Origin of the sequence: Microbacterium esteraromaticum (genome assembly GCF_014084045.1) — a bacterium.
Lineage (GTDB): Bacteria > Actinomycetota > Actinomycetes > Actinomycetales > Microbacteriaceae > Microbacterium > Microbacterium esteraromaticum_D.
The window spans coordinates 1,968,383-1,986,871 of record NZ_CP043732.1 but is presented as its reverse complement, the minus strand read 5'-3'; the positions used below and the strand labels follow the sequence as shown (position 1 = coordinate 1,986,871).

Genomic DNA, 18,489 nt, shown 5'->3' with positions numbered 1-18,489 from the left:
GACCCGGATCAGGACACGCGTTCGTAGAGTCGCTCGTAGGCGTCGGCGGCTCGTGACCAGGTGAATCCGCTGACGTCATCGCGTCCGCCGCGGGCGACCCGCGTGCGCAGCTCGTCATCGGAGACGATCCTGGTGATGGCCGCGGCCAGGGCGTCGACATCCGTCGGGTCGACGAGCAGCCCGTTCTGCTCGTGCCGCACGAAGTCGAGCGCGCCGCCCCGCGATGTCATCACCAGCGCAGTGCCGGCACGCCACGCCTCGAGGGCGACGATGCCGAACGACTCCACACGCGAGGGGACGATGACTGCGAGGGCGGCGGCCATCCCCGTCGCCACCTGCCGCGGCGTCTGCCGGCCGATCAGGCGCACCCGGTCATGGAGTCCGGCCGCATCGATCCGCTGCTGCAGCGCCTCGCGTTCGGGGCCGTCGCCGCCGATGACGAGGGGGATTCCCGGCTCTGACCGCGCGTATGCGTCGATCAGCAGGTCGAAGCCCTTGGGACGCCCGAGACGCCCCACCGCGTAAAGGCAGGGCACGCTCGGCGGGGCCGTCCGATCGGGTCGCACGTCGAGGTCGACGCCGTTGGGGACGACGAGTCCGGATGCGTCGAGTCCGTGATGGGCGCGCAGGTCGTCGAGCACGAACCGGCTGGGCGCTGTCACCGACACAGCCGCGGCGAGCGCACGTCGCAGCCACGAGCGCAGCAGGGCGGAGCGCGCGTATATGCCGTGGTCGTCGCCGAGAGTCTCGCCGTGCGAGGTCACGATCATCGGAGTGCGGAACCGGCGGTGCAGCAGCTCTGCGTAGATGCCGTTCGGTCCGAAACACTGCACGTGCAGCAGGTCGGGCGAGAACCGACGGTGCGCCCGGACCCATCGCGCCCACGCCGGCACGATGCGCAGGCCGAAGCGCAGCAGCGCTCCGAGGTCGCGGGCGGGAAGCGGGGCCGGCAGGTAGCGCACCGCGATCTCGCTGCCGTCGCGTGCCGTGAACGGGGCATCCGGGAGCTCGCCGCGGTCGACGGTCCACACCTCGACGGTGTGGCCGCGCGACTGCAGCTGCAGCGCGATCTGAGCGACGTGCTCCTCGACCCCGCCCACGTGCGGGGCGAATGACGACGTGATCAGTGCGATGCGGCGGGGCGCTCTCGCGTCACTGCTTCTTGGCATTGCGCGGCGCGGACCGGCGCGGCGGCACCTCGACGGTCGCACCCCGCAGCAGCTCGTCGAAGTCGTCGGAGTCCGCGGGTGCCGGCGCCGCGACGGGATTCACGCGGGTGCGCGTGTCGTCGGCTGCCGGAGCCTCGGAGGCGGCGGTCGTGGCCGCCCCTCCCGCGGGCGTGGCGGCCTGCCTGGCGCGCCGCGTGCGCGCCTTCGGTGCTTTGGCCGGTGTGTACTCGTAGGTGTAGACCGACGACTCCGCCCCGGTCAGCGGCGCACGATTGAGCACGATGCCGAGCACCCGACCGTGCACCTTGTGCAGTGCGTCGCGCGCCTTCTCGACGAGGTCGTACGTGGTCTTGCCGACCGACACGACGAGTAGCACGCCGTCGGCCTGATGTGCGAGCACGGCCCCATCTGTGACCGCCAGCAGCGGCGGAGCGTCGACGATCACGGTGGCGTGCTGAGCGAGCTCGTCGAGCAGGGACTTCATGCGCGCCGATCCGAGCACCTCGCTGGGGTTCGGCGGGATGGTCCCCGCGGTGAGCACGGCGAGGCTGTGCGCGTGCGGCGTGCGCTGCAGCACCTCGGCGAGTGCGGCGCGGCCGGCGAGGACATCGGTGAGGCCGGCGGGAGCATCCACGCCGGCGGTCTTCGCCACCGTCGGCCGGCGCAGGTCGCCGTCGACGAGCACGACGGGGGCGCCGTTCGCCGCGAGGGTGGCTGCGAGATTCGCGGCGACGGTCGACTTGCCCTCGCCAGGCACCGCACTGCTGACCACGATGACGCGCGGCGGGTTGTCGACGTCCATGAACTGCAGGTTGGTGCGGATCACGCGCAGCGCCTCGCGCAGCGCATAGCTCGACTTCGTGCCGGTCTGGTCGTCGGTCAGCAGACGATGGCCGTCCTGCACCTCGTCGGCGGCGGGCAGGATGCCGACGACAGACGTGCCGAGTCGCTGCTCGACGTCGTCGCTGGCGCGCACACGGCGGTCGGACACGGCGCGCACCAGCGCGAACGCGATGCCCATGCCGAGGCCGAGCACGCCGCCGACCAGCAGCGCCATGCGCTTGTCGGGGAAAGACGGCGCGCTCGGGAGCGCGGCCGACTCAGCGAGCTCGACGGTGACAGGAGCAGATCCGGGCGAGCCATCGCCCTCACGCTCGTCGATCGTCGCGGTGAGTCCGTTCACCCATGCCTCTGCGAGATCGCGGGCGGCCTCGGGAGACGCGGCGGCCGCGGTGATCTTGATGATCGGAGTGCCATCGGGATTGTCGGCCGCGATGCGGGCGACGAGGTCCTCCGGCTTCACCTCGAGTCCGAGCTCGATCGCCGCCTTCTCGGCGACGTTGCGCCAGGTCGCCATCTCGAGGTAGGTGGGGACCTTGTTCTTGGTGATCAGGTCGTTCGCCCCGGCGGTGATCTCCTCTCCTGGGACGGGCTTGACCGTCACGACACCACTGGCGTCCGCGTTGTAGACCGGGGTCTGCATGGCAGCCCACCCGAAACCGGCCCCCAGGCCCAGCACCGTGAGCAGCACGATGCCCAGCCAGTGCCGCTTCAGCGCGTTCGCGTAGTCACGGAGTTCCATGACGCCCCCATCTGTCCCTGATCCTCGATCTTAGAAGTTTCGTCGGCTGCGGGAGCGTCCCGCGTCTGCTGCTCGCTCGTCCAGACCTGGGCGCCCAGACAGACCCCGGCGATGAGGAAGGGCACCGACACCTGCGACGCGACCCAGAACAGGTCGAACTGGGCGGCGACGATGCGCGAGACGACCGCGGCGAAGGCGAGCGCGCCGAACGCGGGATGCGCGGTCCAGAACTTCCACATCACCACGGCGATGCCCATCCACATGACGGCGAACGCCACAAGCCCGACGAGCCCCGTCGAGGCGAGCACCTCGAGCTCGGCCTGCGGCGGCTGGAAGTTCGCGGTGGGGTGCACGTACCAGTAGCGAAGTCCGTGTCCGAAGATCGGCGAGTGCTTCCACAGTGCATACACCTCGCGGAACCATTCCAGGCGCTGATAGGTCGAGTTGAACCTGTTCTGCGACTCGACCTGCTCGATCACGCTCTGCACGATGAGCACCGCGCCGGGAATGGCCAGCAGCGCCACCAGCGCCTTGTGATGCCCCGCGCCCTGGCGCAGCGTGTAGAGCAGCAGGGCGATGATCAGGCCGATCACGGCCTGTCGCGACTGCGTGATGGCGAGTGCGATGAGGAAGAGCCACATCGCGGGCAGCGTGACGCGTCTCGTCAGGCCTGCGGCCGGAGGCCTGATGAACACGATCAGCACGCCTGTGGCGAGCGCGAAGCCCGCGAAGTTCTTGTGCATGCTCCACGGCCAGCGCGGGTAGATCGCCTGGAAGCCCTCGGTCACGTAGACCACCACAGCCGTCGCGATCGTGCCGAGGGCGATCACGGCGACCGCGCCGACCATGAGCAGCAGCGCGGCGCGCAGCAGCCCTGCCCGGCCGATCCCCCAGCCCAGCACGAGGGCGCCGCTGATCAGCAGCCAGGCATGGAACCACTCGACAGTGTTCTGCGGGTAGGGATTGACGATGACGGTGAAGAGCGTGGCGAACTGGTACACCCCGTTGAGCCACAGCATGGCGCGCATCGTCGGGCTGAAGTCGCGACGCGAGAGCAGCACGACGGTGGCGAACCCAAGGGCGATGGCGAGGTCCGATACCGTGAGGTCGGTGCCGCCGAGGCCGATGCGAGCCGTGACGAACGCGCCGGGCACGGCGAGCAGCGGGAGCACCATCGGGTGACGAGGGGTGAGCACGACGCCGATGACGATCACCGCCAGCGCGATGGCGGTCGTCGCGCCGTCCGACATGGCGCGCTCGAGCAGGAAGTAGACGCCGAGCAGGGTGGCGACGGCGAACAGCATCCAACGCCAGAGATTGGCCCAGAACTCCGCGAGCAGGGCGCGGATCGAGGCACGGCTGATCGCCATGTCCCCCTCCTCTCCCTCGCGGTATCTCAGTATCGCACCCGGCCTGCCGCGACGCTTCTGCTCGGCGCTATGCTGAGCGCGATCGCCATGCCTGACACCCCCACGGTGGCCTCCCCCGGCCCAGCGGCGAGCACCTACGTGCCCGCGCTCGACGGCGTGCGCGCCATCGCCGTGGCCGCCGTCTTCCTGCTGCACCTCGCCGCCGCGTACTTTCCCGGCGGCGCGGTGGGAGTCGACCTGTTCTTCGTGCTCTCGGCTTTTCTGATCACCGGTCTGCTGCTCGACGAGTTCTCACGCACCGGCCGCGTGCGCTTCGGCGCGTTCTACCTGCGACGTGCATTCCGCCTGCTCCCCGCGCTGCTGATCTGGCTCGTGCTGGCCTCGTTCACAGCCGTCCTCGCCGGTGAGGGCGAGAAGGTGCCGTGGAGCGTCGCGGGCGCCCTGTTCTACTTCAACGACTTCCAGCAGGCATGGACCGATCGTGTGGCGACGGCGTTCAACCAGTCCTGGTCGCTGAGCGTCGAGGAGCAGTTCTACTTCGTGTGGCCGCCGCTGCTGGTGTTCGTGCTGCTGCGCGCCTCCCTCGGTGCGCAGCGCTGGTTCCTTCACGCATCCGTGCTGGTGGCGGTCGTGGTGCCGTTCGCCGGTCCGAACTACTTCCTGCCGACGGGCCACCTGCTGCCGCTGGTGATCGGATGCTGGGCTGCGGAGCAGCGCGCTCGCGGCTGCACCCCGTGGGTCGGGGCGCTGATCAGCCGACCGTGGGTGGGCTATGCCGCCTGCGCCGTGTTCGCGTTCGCCACGGTGACCGACATCCGGCCTCTGCGTGAGGCGACATTCATCGCCGCCTCGGTGGCGACGGCTGCGCTGCTGCTGCAGCTCACGATCGGCGCCAGGACAGCGGTGTCTCGGATGCTGGGCTCGCGCGTGCCCGTCTGGATCGGGGCTCGCTCATACGGGGTCTACCTGTACGGGCTGACCTTGATGGGCCTGGTTCCGCTGCTGCTGCCGGGGATCGAGCTGAAGATCGCGGCTCCGATCGACATCGTGCTCACGGCTGTCGTGGTCGCCGCGTCGTACCGGTTCGTCGAGTCGCCGATACGCCGATGGGGGCGGGCACGGCTCGCAGGGCGCCGGCGACAGGACGCGGACGCGGACGCGGACGCGGTGGAGCATTAGACGGACCGACTCCGCAGATGTCGGGGATACCCGTCAGGGGCGTCCCATACCGTGGTACTCGAACCCGGCGGCGCGCCACGCGGCGGGGTCGAGTCCGTTGCGTCCGTCGATGATCACCCGCCCCTCGGTCAGCGTCGCGAGGTGTTCTGGGCTCAACCCGCGGCGGTACTCGTCCCACTCCGTGACCAGCACCACCGCATCCGCTCCGCGCAGCGCCTCGTCACGATCCGCGACGTAGGTGAGCTGAGGGCTCACCCTGCGGGCGTTGTCTATCGCGGCCGGGTCGGTGACGGTCACGATCGCGCCGAGGCCGTGCAGCTGCGCTGCGACGTCGAGGGCGGGCGAGTCGCGCACGTCATCGCTGTGCGGCTTGAAGGCGGCGCCGAGCACGGTGACCCGCTTGCCGTACACAGATCCGCCCAGTCCTGCTTTCACGAGGTACACGGCACGGTCGCGACGGCGCATGTTGATCTCGTCGACCTCCCGCAGGAAGCCGACCGACTCGCCTCGCCCGAGCTCCTCGGCCCGAGCGGCGAAGGCCCGGATGTCTTTCGGCAGGCATCCTCCGCCGAACCCGATGCCCGCGCCGAGGAAGCGGCGGCCGATGCGAACGTCGTGCCCGATGGCATCGGCGAGCGTCGTGACATCCGCGCCCGTGACCTCGGCGATCTCGGCCATCGCGTTGATGAACGAGATCTTGGTGGCGAGGAACGCGTTGGCGGCGACCTTCACCAATTCCGAGGTGGCGAAGTCGGTGACGATGTAGGGCGCCCCGCCGGCGAGCGATGCCGCGTAGACGTCGCGGAGGATGTCTGCGGCACGAGTGCCGTCGGCCGCAGGTGCGCCGTCGCTGCCGGCGACGCCGACGACGATGCGGTCGGGGCTGATCGTGTCCTTCACGGCCCACCCCTCCCTCAGGAACTCCGGGTTCCACACGAGGGATGCCCCCGTGCTCGCGACGATGGGCGCCAGTCGCTCAGCGGTGCCCACCGGCACCGTCGACTTGCCTGCGACGACATCGCCGGCGCTCAGCACGGGCAGCAGCATGTCGATCGCGGAGTCGACGTGACTCAGGTCGGCGGCATGGCCGTCTGCCTGCTGCGGTGTGCCGACCGCGAGGAAGTGGACGGCGGCGCCACGGGCATCCCGAACATCGGTGCTGAAAGCGAGCCGGCCCGACGCGAGCCCCTCGGACAGCAGCTCTGGCAGCCCCGGTTCGAAGAACGGCGCCCTGCCGGCGGCGAGCATGGCGATCCGATCGGCGTCGATGTCGATGCCGACCACCTCATGGCCGAGGGATGCCATGGCCGCGGCGTGCACGGCGCCGAGGTATCCGCATCCGATGACGGAGAGCTTCATGTGCATGATCGTATAGGCGGGGTGTGACGTGGGGGTGTCCGGCCGGTGACGCGGGCGGAGACTGCGACAATGGCGTGATGGCACGGCAGGCACCAGCGCAGCGCTCGGCCCGGCGCGGTGTGCTCGTCGCACTGTTCGGCGTGTGCCTCGTCGGGGCGGCGGCGATCGTGTTCCTGCCGATCGGATGGCAGCTCAACAGGTTCGTCGTGTGGCTGTACTACGCCGGGCGGGGCATCGGCGTCCCGCCGTTCGTCACGATCGGGACCTACGACATCGCTCTCAACCTGCTGCTGTTCGCGACTCCGGTGGCGCTGGCGTCGCTGCTGTGGCCTCGTGTGAAGTGGTGGGTGTGGGTACTCGCCGGGGCTGCGGGATCCACGTGCGTGGAGCTGGTGCAGCTGGTCGGCCTCGACCGCGACGCGTCGGTGTGGGACATCGTGGCGAACACGGCAGGAGCGGTGATCGGCGTGGGAGTGGCTGCGGGTGCGAGGAGCCTGGCGTCGCGCCTTTCTCGACGCACTCGACGACGCACGGTTACGCGGTCGATGACGGACGGTTCGTGAACGCGCCTAACAAAGGATAGGCTTGGTGGGCAGGCCGCCCGATTGGGGTGCGATCGATCGCACGAGGCGGCCAGGCGAATCCACAGATAGGGGACTGTGATTCGGCATGCGCATACACATCTACTGACTACTGGGGAGTCTCAGAACCATGGGGAAAAACGTCTCATCGGAGACGATGTCGGTCACGCCCGGCATCAGCCGCCGTTCGCTCGTGAAGGGCGCCGCCTGGGCGGCACCCGCAATCGTCGCCGCGGCATATGCGCCGCTCGCGGCCGCATCCACCACGACCGTGCCGCCGACGCCGGTCTTCCATTTCGCAAGCGCCTGCAAGAACCCGGGCAACTCGAGCACGGGCTGCACCGGCCGCCCGATGCAGTCGTATCAGGTGCGCGTCACCGTGACCAACACCACTGCCGAGACCCAGATCCTGCGATTCACGGGCTTCCGCGCCGACACCACCAACGCCGGAGTGGCAGCAGTTCATACGTACAGCGCGAGTGCAGCTGGCCAGTGCGCCGCCGCTCTGCCCAGGACGACGGCCTGCGGCACCCCCGGCGGTATCGAGCTGGCTCCCGGGGCGACCCTCGACGCCTGGATCGTCTCCGGCAGCGCAGGCAGCAGCGGCGCGGGCCTGCTCCACGTCGACTGGTCGTGGCACGCCAAGAGCACCTGTGCGACGACCTCCTCGGGCACCTCTTCCGGCAGCCCCAGCGGACTCTCCTGCCCGTCCCGGTAGAGACGCTGCGAGCACGGGGGTGGGTTGCCGGTTGACCGGCAACCCACCCCCGTTTGTGTTGCAGGGCCGGCTCGCATCGACATGAATATTCGGTCGGCACGAATATTCACAAGTCGCGTAATGAATCCGATGAGGCGGCGTCTCTCATATGGGCGGTTGGGGTGCCCGCAACCGGGGGGTTGCGCGTTTGGCCCCACGCCCGGCGTGACCCGTACTGGGGAGTATCGGGTCATCGCGCGAACGGCGGCAGGGTCTCCCACCCCTCTGGGGGCCCTGCCGCCTCGCATCCGATGACTGGGGAAGCACTCGGAGAAGAGGGGCGGTCAGACGTGACCGCCCCTCTTCCGGGGGTCACCGGGCCGAGGGAGAGATCGTCGTGCTCGTCCGGCACCCTGAACACGATGAGGGCGACCGCCCAGCACTGGCGGCCGCCCTCATCGTGATCCCGTCGTCAGTGCCGAAATCACATCACCGCGACCGAGATCGCAGGCGCTGGACCCTACGGCACGCAGTCGGGGTTCTGCGCTGTGAACGTGAACGGCCCCACCCAGATGTTCTGGTTCGGACGGTCTGTCCCTTCGCGCCCTGAGTTGTTGGCGACGAAGGTGAGGGAGAACGAGCTCAGTGAGGGCGACGTGACGGCGACGTTGCCCGCGCCGCTGGTGGGGATGACCTCGGTGTTCGGGGATCCCACCGCCGGGCGCCAGGGGTTCGTCGACGTGCCCTGACCGGTGACCCACGTGGAGTTGTACGTGCCGGTGCCCGCGGGGAGGAGATACACGCGCTCGGCACCGCCCGCCCCGTCATCCGCCTGGAATCCGTCGAGGTCCTTGATCTTGTACGCCAGATCGTCGACCACGAGCGGCGCCCCTCCGAGCGCGAAGCTGAAGGTCACCCGCTCACCTCCGCCGGCGTTGTTCAGGTTGAGGGTGTCCAGCGACAGTCTGACGCTGGGCACGGCCTCGCCACCCTGGGTCGAGCTGTCGAGCAGCAGGTTGTTGGCGGTGTTGATCGCCATGTTGGCGGCACCGTTGGGAACGGCCGACAGCGACAGCGTCAGGTTGACACCGCTGCCGAACGGATCAGTCCAGGTGAACACCGCCGACGTCGCGCTGACGCGCGTGTACGACGCCGTGGTCGTGCTGAGTGTCGCCGTGCAGGTCGGCGAGGCGATCGCTGACGGAGCCGCGGTGGCAGCCGCGATCACAGGGATCGACCAGAAGACCCCCTTCGCCACCGTGCGCCGGGTCAGACCGCCTGCGGTACCGGCGATGGCGGGGGCCGCTTCAGTGCTGTCGAGTTCAGGCGGGGAGGACGGACCGGACATTGGGGAGTTACCTCTCAGTATTGAAATCGATTCACCACGTGTATTCCCTCAAATACACAAGTGGCACGTTACCGATCTCACACCGTTCGCAGATCTCCTGCCCTGGCGATTGGGCACTTCTGCCACCCGACAGGGGTCATGCCGTCGCCCATGCCCTATTATGCGGTGTCCACGTGACACGCATCGAGGGCGGCCACCCCGTCGGGTGACCGCCCTCGATGAGCGTCTGCAGCCGGCGTCAGAGCGCCAGGTTCCGGCGCACGACCTCCGCGAGCGATTCGGCATGGGCGTGGGCGGTCTCGGCATCAGCCGCCTCGACCATAACCCGCACGAGCGGCTCGGTACCCGACTTGCGCAGCAGCACGCGGCCCGACGAGCCCAGCTCGGTCTCGACGCTCTTCACCGCATCCTGCACGCCGGCATGATCGGAGACGGCGTCCTTGTCGACGTCCTTCACGTTGATCATCACCTGCGGGTAGACCGTCATGATCGATGCCAGCTCGGCGATCGGCTTCTTCTGGCGGGCCATCTCGGCGACCAGGTGCAGACCGGTGAGCAGGCCGTCACCCGTGGTCGCGTAGTCGCTCATGATCACGTGGCCCGACTGCTCGCCGCCGAGCGAGAAGCCACCGGCGTTCATGTCCTCGAGCACGTACCGGTCGCCGACGGCGGTCTGGCGCACGGTGATGCCCTGTTCCTGCATGGCGATGTGCAGACCGAGGTTGCTCATCACCGTGGCGACGAGGGTGTCGTCGACCAGCTTGCCGCGGCTCTTCATCGCCACAGCGAGAATGGCCATGATCTGGTCGCCGTCGACGATGCTGCCGTCGGCGTCGACCGCGAGGCAGCGGTCGGCATCGCCGTCATGAGCGATCCCGACGTCGGCGCCGACGCGAATGACCTCGGCCGCGAGCTTGTCGAGGTGGGTCGATCCGACGCCGTCGTTGATGTTCAGCCCGTCGGGGTCGGCGCCGATGACCGTGACCTTGGCGCCGGCCGCGCGGAACACCTCGGGAGAGGCCCCGGATGCGGCGCCGTTGGCGCAGTCGAGCACCACATGGATGCCGTCGAGACGGTGCGGGAGCGACGCCAGCAGGTGCATGACGTAGCGATCCTCGGCATCCGAGAAGCGGATGACGCGACCGACCTCAGCACCGGTGGGCTGCAGCTTGGTGCCCGATTCGAGGGCCTCCTCGATGCGCTGCTCGACGAGGTCGGGCAGCTTCACTCCCCCACGGGCGAAGATCTTGATGCCGTTGTCGGGGGCGGCGTTGTGCGAGGCCGAGATCATCACGCCGAAGTCGGCGTCGATGTCGGAGATGAGGAACGCCGCTGCCGGCGTGGGCAGAGTTCCGGCATCCAGAACATCCACGCCGGACGAGGCGAGACCCGCCTCGACCGCAGCGCTGAGGAAGTGGCCCGAGATGCGCGGGTCGCGCGCGACGACGGCGGTGAGCCGCTTGCCGGCGGCGCGGCGCGCGTCGGCAATACGGCCCTGGCCCAGGACGACAGCAGTCGCCTGGGCCAGGTGCAGCGCAAGTTCGGCGGTGAGGAGCTGACCGTTGGCCAGCCCCCGCACGCCGTCCGTTCCGAACAGTGCCATAGAAGGAACTGAGCGGATCAGCGCTTCGAGTACTGAGGAGCCTTGCGGGCCTTCTTGAGACCGGCCTTCTTGCGCTCGATGACGCGAGCGTCGCGCGAGAGGAAGCCGGCCTTCTTCAGGGTCGGACGGTTGTTCTCGGCGTCGATGTTGTTCAGCGCACGAGCGATGCCGAGGCGCAGCGCGCCGGCCTGGCCCGAGTCGCCGCCACCCGAGATGCGGGCGATGACGTCGTAGGCACCCTGCAGGTTCAGAACCGTGAAGGGGTCGTTGATCAGCTGCTGGTGCAGCTTGTTCGGGAAGTAGTCCTCGAGCGTGCGACCGTTGATCGTGATGGTGCCCGAGCCGGGAACCAGACGCACACGGGCGATGGCCTGCTTGCGACGGCCGACAGCGGCGCCGGGAACGGAGAGCACGGGGCGGGGAGCCGACTCCTGAACCTCGGCCTCAGGGGTCGAGGTCGTGAAGTTCTGCGGGAATTCGGTGGTGTCCTGGATTTCAGCCACGAGTATGTCCTTAAGAAATCTGAGGGGCGCTTACTGCGCGACCTGGTCGAGGGTGTACGGCGTGGGCTGCTGAGCGGCGTGCGGGTGCTCGGCACCTGCGTAGACCTTGAGCTTCGACAGCTGCTGACGACCCAGGGTGTTCTTGGGGAGCATGCCGCGGACGGCCTTCTCCACGGCGCGAACCGGGTGCTTCTCGAGGAGCTCGGCGTACGAGGTGGCCGTCAGACCGCCCGGGTAACCCGAGTGGCGGTAGGCCATCTTCTTCTGGAGCTTCTGACCCGTGAGGGCGACCTTGTCGGCGTTGACGATGATGACGAAGTCACCGGTGTCGACGTGGGGAGCGAAGGTGGCCTTGTGCTTGCCACGCAGGATCGCTGCTGCGTGCGAGGCGAGACGACCGAGAACGACGTCGGTGGCGTCGATGACGATCCAGTCACGCTGGACCTGCCCGGCCTTCGGGGTGTAAGTGCGCGTCACGATAGTGCTGCTTTCTTGATTCGAACGGAGAGGTTCGTGAATCCCACTCCGGGGTGGGTTTCGACTCGATGTTCTCGAGTCGAAACACGCGCCAGTGGAGGGCTCACGTTCGTCGTGCCCGCGCCTCGGCAAGCCGAAGGCAGGCACCAAAGAAACAGCTTACGCCATCGGGGGCGCGAGAAGCAAAAGCGTGTGGATGCCAGAAGAGGCCGCCCCGCGGGACGACCCCTTCTGAACGCGCGAGCCGTCAGCGTGCGTTGTTCTCACCGCTCGAACCGCGGGCCACGCTGAGGTTGAGCAGGCCGCCGGCCACTCCGAGCAGCTCGAGGTGGAGTGCCGCCACGTCGTAGCGCCCCACCGGCGTGATGGCCTGGTAGTAGGCAGGAACGGTGCCGCCTGCGGAGTTCTGCGCATTGACGGTGATCGCCAGCACACCGCTCAGAACGCTGAACAGGTTCGACAGCAGCACGTTGAGCACATCGAGCGTGCCGCGCAGGGCGCCGGTCTGCGAGTTGAACAGCGCCGCGATGGCGCCCCGCACGACACCTCCGACGGCGGCTGCGACTGCCCCGAGGTTCACTCCCGCAAGAGGCGTCCAGCCGAACGGCGGCAGCAGGTTGGGAACCTCGACCGCCACCGTGCCGTTGCCGGCGAGGAGGTCGGCCAGGGTGCCCTGCACCCGGATCCGAACGATTCCCACCGCGGTGATGGTGATGTCGACTGTCGCGAGCTGCGTGAGTCGATCGACCAGCGCGTTGACCCACTGATCCAGGACGGCCGCGATGCCGCCGGCGGGCAGCCCGGCGTCGACGAACAGGCGGGTGTTCGGGCCGCGGCTGTTCAGCCACTCGGAGATGTCGCCCGTGTACGCGCCGCCCAGGAGCGAGGCGACGTCGAGCGTGATCGTTCCCTCGCTCGGGTGCACCGCGAGCGCAGCATTCGGCGCGTTCGGAATCGACTGCTGGGTGAGCTGAGCGGTGTTCACGGTGATCGTGGAGTTGACGGTCGCGAGGGCGGCGCCGACTCCGGCGATGATGGGGCCGAGCACGGGGATCGGCTTCAGCGCGTCGAGCAGGGCCTGGGTCGACACCGAGATGGTGGTTCCGTTGAGCCCGGTGGAGATGCCGCCGATGAGCTGACCGACCACGGCGGTCTGGATCACAAGGCGCAGGTACGCGATGAGGTAGTCGCGCGTGAGCTCGCCGGGAGCCGGCGTGACGCAGAGCGAGTCGTACGACGTGCGGCCGGCGGATGCCCCGATGCGGAGTTTCAGGTCAGAGACCGAGGCGACCAGATTCGCCGCGGCCGTGTTGCCTGTGAGCTGCGCGAGCAGCGAACGCAGGTCGACGGAGCCCAGCTCGGGCGGGTTGGGCGAGCTGTTGTTGAGCGTCAGCGCACCCGAGTCCTGGTTCACCGCCCCCGATGCGCCGACATCGGCGAGCGTCGGCCCGCCCACGGATTCGTTGGCGCGTGCGAACTGGTTGAGCGCGCCTGCGTTCTGCCCGGTCGTCAGGTCGAGCAGGTTGGAGACGGCTCCGGTGAGGGTGCCGAAGTTCAGGGTCAGCGCCTGCAGGGCCGTGACGCTGAGAGCGGAGGATTCGGTGTCTGTGGCCGTCGTTCCGAATGCCGTGGCGTGAGCGCCGTTGACCGAGGCGATGGCGTCGAGATTGACACCGCCGATCGCGCCGCTGACCATGCGGCCCCGCGCCTGCGCGTCGAACTTGGTGCCGACGGGCGCGCAGAACTGCGGGCTGGCTGCGTAGGCCGGCGCAGCAGTCGCGACCATCAGAGCGGGAACGGTCCACGCCGCGCCCTTCATGACAGTACGGCGCGACAGGCCAGACGGCGGGTTGACGGAATCTAGGGTTGCTTCAACCATGCGGGGAGGTTCCTCTGATCACACTTCTCCGGTACAACACAGCGTCGCCGAACAGCGCCTCTCAGCGACGAGAGTGTTTCGACCTGCGGGGGCAGATCGTACGGGCGGGGGCCCGTTGGGGGTCAGACTAGCGTGCACTCCGGCTTCGCACAAAGAGCGGAACGTAAAATCCGCGGCCCGCGGGTGTCGATGACCTGCTCGAGGGGTGAAAGCATTGACGAAAAGGGGTCATATCCGCCGCTGTCTAGCCTCCGATTCCGTGTCCAGCAACGGCCGCCTCAGCGACGCCGCGCAAGCATATCAACGGTGATGGAGGCGTGAAGAGGGATGCGCCCCGTGCACCTACACTGTTCGTCGTGTCGCGGGCATCGTGACCGATCACCTCGGCGTGGGCTCACAGCTACACACCCTTGTTCCTCTATTTCAGCGATGGGCTCCCGTGCAGAACACCGTCAGCATCGTCATCCCGCATTTCGGGGACCCCGAACCGACCATCGCGTTGATCGACCAATTGACGAATCAGACGAAGCAGGTTGTCGAGATCATCGTCGTGGACGACGCCTCGCCGGTTCCGCTGCCCGATCAACCGCGGGCGACAGTCATCAGGCGCACCGCCAACGGAGGCTTCGGAGCAACGTGCAACACCGGTGCGCGCGCCGCTGAAGGCGAGCTGCTGCTCTTCCTCAACTCCGACCTCGAGGTGCCGGCAGACTTCGTCGAGAAACTGACAGATCGCGCTGCACCCTGGCAGCCCTGCGTTGCCGGTCCACGAATCGTGGACTCGGGCGGAATCAACGGATCAGCGCGTCACTTCCCGACGATCGGCCATCAGGTCATGGAATGGCTCGTGCCATTGGCAAGATTCCATGGGACTCGATGGATGTCAGAGCGCATCGGCCATGACACCAGAGTCGTCACCGGCAGCACACCAGGCGTCACGGACTGGGTGGTCGGCGCGGCGATGCTCATTCCGAGATCGGAGTTCCTCTCCATCGGCGGATTCGATGAGGAGTACTACATGAACTGCGAGGAAGTCGACTTGCAGTTGCGCCTGAATCGCGAACACATCCCGGCCGTCTACATTCCCGACACCAGCGTCACTCATGTGGGCGGCGGATCGTCTCCGTCCACGAGACGAGCCTTCTGGGTTGCGGCCGCCCGCAATCGGTACGCGGAGAAGTGGGGACATCCGAACCTGCTCGCACTCGCGCTGACCTCGGCAACGGTCGTCAACTTCGGCTGGAACTGCATACGCCGGATCCGCAACGGCGCGGTGCGCCCCCTGGCGAGCGCACGCCACGAGCTCGCACTGATCCGGTCTTCCGTCAACTCGCATTGATCGGATAAGGCCGCCCCCTGTCGGTCGTCGCAGACGATCCCGGCGCGGTTGGGGCGAGATGGCGGCGTGGATGCGGCTGGTATCTTGACTCGGGGGCAAGATCCGGTCAAAAAGGGGAGACGATCAGGATGTGCGGCACGTGGCGCTTGTGAGTGCTCGGACGATCCCGGCGCAGGTCCGGCTAGTGACCAGTGAGGCTGACAGGTGAGCAACCCGATCGCCCTTTGGGTGAGTCCGGTATCCGACATCGCAGGTGTCGCCCGGCACATCCTCGACGTCACGTCAGTGGGACTACCAGGGTGGCGACTCGTCGTCACCGCCCCAGAGGGCCCATTGCTCGAACGCCTGCGTGAGCTTCGCATTCCCGTGATTCCCCTGCCGATGGGATCGACGCAGGAAGCCATGTTCGCGCTGCGCCACACGATCAGACAGCTGCGACCAGCGATTGCTCATTCGCATCTGGCAAAGGCCGACATCCTGCTGGCGGCGGCCGCGACCGGGCTCCCGACGCGGCTGGTCACCACTGAGCACCACATCCCGCCGGATCGATTCATGTTCCACCCGACGCTTCGTTCGGCGGTCACGATGGAGACGGTTCATCGCATCCGACTGACGCGCTTCCGCCACGCCATCGCAGTCAGCGAATCCACGCGACGCGACATGCTCGCCCGCTGGCATCCGCGGCCGCCGGTGACGACGATCCTGAATGGCGTCGACCGCGCCCCATCGCCACAGAGCAGACGACCGGGCCTTCGGCTGCTCTCGCTTGCGCGCCTCTCCCCCGAGAAGGACGTCGCCTCGACGCTGCGCGCCTTCGCCCTGATCGCCTCCGAACACTCCGAAGCCACTCTCACCGTCGCCGGGATGGGCACAGAGGAAGGGGCATTGCGCTCCCTTGCGGCTGACCTCGACATCGAAGACCGCACCTTCTTTCCTGGCTTCGTCGATGCGAGCCAGGCGATGGCCGAACACGATGTGCTGCTGCAGCCGTCACGCTCCGACAACTGCTCGTACTCGCTGCTCGACGCGGTAGCGACGGGGATGGGGGTAGCAGCCAGTCCGATCGGCGGCAACCCGGAGATCCTGCCCGCTCGGTGCATCGCGGAGTTCGGCGATGTCAGAGGTCTCGCTGACATCGCCATCGATCAGGGCCTCAATCCTCGATCCAGGCCTGCGCTGCCGGACGCCGTGCCCACCGTGGCCGGCATGGCCCAGCGCATCACCACGATCTACGGCAAGGTGACGGCCGAGCCACAACGTCCTGAGTTGCTCACGTCGATGGGACAGGAATGAAGGCCTCGGTAGTCATCCCCACCCGGGGCGGTGCTGCTCGTCTGCCCGCCCTCCTGGATTCGCTCAGCGAGCAGACGCACTCGGATTGGGAGGCGATCGTCGTGATCGACGGCGACGTCGACGACTCCGAGTCGGTCGTCAGCCGCTACAGTCACCTCCCGGTGCGATCTGTCGTGTTCCCCGAGAACCGTGGACGAGTCGCAGCCCTCAACGCAGGGTTCGCGACATCGACAGGCGACGTGCTGATCCGCGCGGACGACGATTTCGAACTGAGCCCCGAGCACATCTCGGCTCATGTCCGCCCGCACGTGGATGGTGAATGCGGCGTTGTCGGGCTGCCGCGCAATGTGGCGCCGCTGACGCCGTACATGCGCGTCTACGGGCATCACGCCGACCAGAGAGGACGCGAGGAGGCGTACCGCTCGAGAGCCGACGCGCGCTGGCGGCTGTGGGGCGGAAACGTGTCAGTGAGCAGAGCCGTCTATGAACGCATCGGCGATTACGATGACCGCTACCGCGGATACGGCTGGGAAGACATCGACTACGGCTTCCGGCTGCATCGCGCAGGCATACCGGTCGTGCTCGCCGACGACGCTGAAGTGATTCATCATGTGGCCGCGACCACCACGGAGATCCGTGTGCGCCGTGCATTCGACTCCGGATCGGCACGATGGACTTTTGACACAATCCACGGCGTCGGCACCAGTGGCCCGGCTGCTCCCGCCGATCGGTCGCTCTGGAATCACGCCGTCACCGGGCTCTCGCGGGTGCTGTCTCGAGGGAGCAGCCTGAAGCTAGCTCGTTTCGTCGACCGTGCTCTGCCGATTCTGCCGCCCGCGTTCGGTCGTCGCGCCGTCGGCTTGACGGTCGAAGCCTCAGGCTTCGCCGGTTACCGCCGCGCACGGCAGGCAGCCGATGGCCCAGGTGTGGAAGCGCTATGAGAAAGAACCTGACGTACCTCGTCCGTGCAGTACCACGCGATTGAGCTGAGGCCGGGGAAACCGATCCGACACCCCCGACAGTCACGGCCGCAGCTTTCGCCCCGGCAAGAGCTTTCGCCACTCACGCGGTGGCGCAAATCCGCCAAATCGGCATCTCTCGACCAGGCCAGCAGCTCTGTTGGCGCTAAGCCGGAGTTCACGAGGAACTGTTGTGACCTCTAATGGACTTCGTCCATGCACGTCGCCGACGTCGCGTACCGAGGATTTCGTGCCACACCCGGAAAGGCGACTTTCGCGCCAACCAGATCAGCCTGAACCCTCTCATTCTTGGCGTCCGCGCGCCCGCCAGAGCATTTCCGAGAATCCGCCCAACCATGTACTTGCGGCGAGTGAAATGGTACGGCTGCACAGCGAGCACGTCCTGCAGATTCACCGGCTCAACCACGATGGCCCCGCGCTCCACGGCGCGCGCCAGCAATTCCTGACCCCGTCGGGTACGCACCAAGACTACGGAGCGTCCTTCTGACTCATCGAAATCAGGGGATCCATCTGCCTTCGAATGCCAGAAGTCTCCCACTGCGACGTCCGCAGACTCGCCCACACCGTCAGGGCAGACCCTGCACCGCCATTGCACCGTCGGGCCAAGATGTCGCCCCCAACTCTCGTCGTACGACATGCTCAATTCGGTGCCATCCGGACGCTCAACAGTGAAGTTCCCCGGCCACCCACGTCCGCGATACCAAAGGTCCGATACCGTCTCGCCTACCGGTACGCCCAACGTCTGCACCAACTGGTCAGTCGCCTGCTGATTAGGAACTCCAGCACAAAAGAAGCTAAGAAGCAGCGGGGCGACGTCGCGGTTCCCGGAGTCACTGCGAATACCCATCACCTCACAGGGCTTGCCGACCAATGCGCCGACGTTGGAATCGGACAGCCTCTCGGTCGGCGCACACGGAGCGTACCGCGAGCCTGCTGACGCCAGTGCCTGCTCACGGGTTGTGATCGTGACGCTCACGCTTCGTCGGGGGTCACGAGTGTCAGCTGCGGCCCCTGCGACTATCTCCCCCTCGCTCGCCAGAAGGGCGACGAGAGCGGACAACACTCCTCCACTGCTCCCTCGTCGGCGCAACTCCGCGTCTGTCGCCCATCCAGTCCAAGCCGACAGCACA

Annotated in this window: 16 protein-coding genes; 6 read left to right on the top strand and 10 right to left on the bottom strand. The window is 67.6% G+C overall.

Features of this window, described 5'->3' with window-relative positions:
• Window positions 1–8 precede the first annotated feature (8 nt).
• From FVO59_RS09410 to FVO59_RS09400, 3 genes are read right to left on the bottom strand one after another with little or no spacing between them, the layout of a single operon-like run.
• The gene (locus FVO59_RS09410) at window positions 9–1,169 is read right to left on the bottom strand and encodes a glycosyltransferase family 4 protein (RefSeq protein WP_182252401.1); all 1,161 of its coding nucleotides are present in this window, start codon (window positions 1,167–1,169) and stop codon (window positions 9–11) included.
• Window positions 1,153–2,751 carry a tyrosine-protein kinase domain-containing protein gene (locus FVO59_RS09405; protein WP_182252400.1) on the bottom strand — a complete coding sequence of 533 codons (1,599 nt, stop codon included), beginning with the start codon at window positions 2,749–2,751 and terminating at the stop codon, window positions 1,153–1,155. The genes FVO59_RS09410 and FVO59_RS09405 overlap by 17 nt, the downstream gene beginning before the upstream one ends.
• Complete coding sequence (locus FVO59_RS09400) at window positions 2,721–4,121, bottom strand: O-antigen ligase family protein (RefSeq protein WP_182252399.1); 1,401 nt, start codon at window positions 4,119–4,121, stop codon at window positions 2,721–2,723. Before FVO59_RS09400 ends, FVO59_RS09405 begins: the two co-directional genes overlap by 31 nt.
• Before the next feature lie 87 nt (window positions 4,122–4,208).
• Between FVO59_RS09400 and FVO59_RS09395 the strand changes: the two genes are divergently transcribed.
• Window positions 4,209–5,300, top strand: a complete 1,092-nt coding sequence (locus FVO59_RS09395; protein WP_182252398.1) for an acyltransferase family protein — start codon at window positions 4,209–4,211, stop codon at window positions 5,298–5,300.
• Window positions 5,301–5,333: 33 nt separating this feature from the next.
• On the opposite strand, the gene FVO59_RS09390 is transcribed toward FVO59_RS09395, so the two are convergent.
• Complete coding sequence (locus FVO59_RS09390; protein WP_182252397.1) at window positions 5,334–6,659, bottom strand: UDP-glucose dehydrogenase family protein; 1,326 nt, start codon at window positions 6,657–6,659, stop codon at window positions 5,334–5,336.
• 77 nt (window positions 6,660–6,736) lie between these two features.
• Here FVO59_RS09390 and FVO59_RS09385 point away from each other — a divergent pair, with 77 nt between their 5' ends.
• On the top strand, window positions 6,737–7,222 hold the full coding sequence (locus FVO59_RS09385) for a VanZ family protein (protein ID WP_182252396.1): 486 nt from the start codon (window positions 6,737–6,739) through the stop codon (window positions 7,220–7,222).
• A 148-nt stretch (window positions 7,223–7,370) separates the two neighbouring features.
• On the top strand, window positions 7,371–7,958 hold the full coding sequence (locus FVO59_RS09380; protein WP_182252395.1) for a hypothetical protein: 588 nt from the start codon (window positions 7,371–7,373) through the stop codon (window positions 7,956–7,958).
• A 499-nt stretch (window positions 7,959–8,457) separates the two neighbouring features.
• Here FVO59_RS09380 and FVO59_RS09375 read toward each other — a convergent pair whose 3' ends face one another.
• The 5 genes from FVO59_RS09375 to FVO59_RS09355 form a co-directional block, all read right to left on the bottom strand.
• On the bottom strand, window positions 8,458–9,285 hold the full coding sequence (locus tag FVO59_RS09375) for a hypothetical protein (RefSeq protein WP_182252394.1): 828 nt from the start codon (window positions 9,283–9,285) through the stop codon (window positions 8,458–8,460).
• 238 nt (window positions 9,286–9,523) lie between these two features.
• Window positions 9,524–10,888 carry a phosphoglucosamine mutase gene (gene glmM / locus FVO59_RS09370; RefSeq protein WP_182252393.1) on the bottom strand — a complete coding sequence of 455 codons (1,365 nt, stop codon included), beginning with the start codon at window positions 10,886–10,888 and terminating at the stop codon, window positions 9,524–9,526.
• Window positions 10,889–10,905: 17 nt separating this feature from the next.
• The gene (gene rpsI, locus FVO59_RS09365; protein WP_182252392.1) at window positions 10,906–11,391 is read right to left on the bottom strand and encodes a 30S ribosomal protein S9; all 486 of its coding nucleotides are present in this window, start codon (window positions 11,389–11,391) and stop codon (window positions 10,906–10,908) included.
• 30 nt (window positions 11,392–11,421) lie between these two features.
• Window positions 11,422–11,868, bottom strand: coding sequence for a 50S ribosomal protein L13 (gene rplM / locus FVO59_RS09360; RefSeq protein ID WP_182252391.1), 447 nt, complete (start codon window positions 11,866–11,868; stop codon window positions 11,422–11,424).
• Window positions 11,869–12,115: 247 nt separating this feature from the next.
• On the bottom strand, window positions 12,116–13,747 hold the full coding sequence (locus tag FVO59_RS09355; RefSeq protein WP_182252390.1) for a choice-of-anchor G family protein: 1,632 nt from the start codon (window positions 13,745–13,747) through the stop codon (window positions 12,116–12,118).
• 439 nt (window positions 13,748–14,186) lie between these two features.
• Here FVO59_RS09355 and FVO59_RS09350 point away from each other — a divergent pair, with 439 nt between their 5' ends.
• From FVO59_RS09350 to FVO59_RS09340, 3 genes are all read left to right on the top strand, one after another.
• Window positions 14,187–15,086, top strand: a complete 900-nt coding sequence (locus tag FVO59_RS09350; RefSeq protein ID WP_182252389.1) for a glycosyltransferase family 2 protein — start codon at window positions 14,187–14,189, stop codon at window positions 15,084–15,086.
• Between the two features lie 204 nt (window positions 15,087–15,290).
• Complete coding sequence (locus tag FVO59_RS09345) at window positions 15,291–16,379, top strand: glycosyltransferase family 4 protein (RefSeq protein WP_182252388.1); 1,089 nt, start codon at window positions 15,291–15,293, stop codon at window positions 16,377–16,379.
• Window positions 16,376–17,320, top strand: coding sequence for a glycosyltransferase family 2 protein (locus FVO59_RS09340; protein ID WP_182252387.1), 945 nt, complete (start codon window positions 16,376–16,378; stop codon window positions 17,318–17,320). Before FVO59_RS09345 ends, FVO59_RS09340 begins: the two co-directional genes overlap by 4 nt.
• 196 nt (window positions 17,321–17,516) lie before the next feature.
• Here the strand turns inward: FVO59_RS09340 and FVO59_RS16760 are convergent, their stop codons facing one another.
• Window positions 17,517–18,488 (bottom strand): Coenzyme F420 hydrogenase/dehydrogenase, beta subunit C-terminal domain, encoded by a 972-nt coding sequence (locus tag FVO59_RS16760; protein ID WP_430736346.1) that lies wholly within the window; start codon window positions 18,486–18,488, stop codon window positions 17,517–17,519.
• Window position 18,489 lies beyond the last annotated feature (1 nt).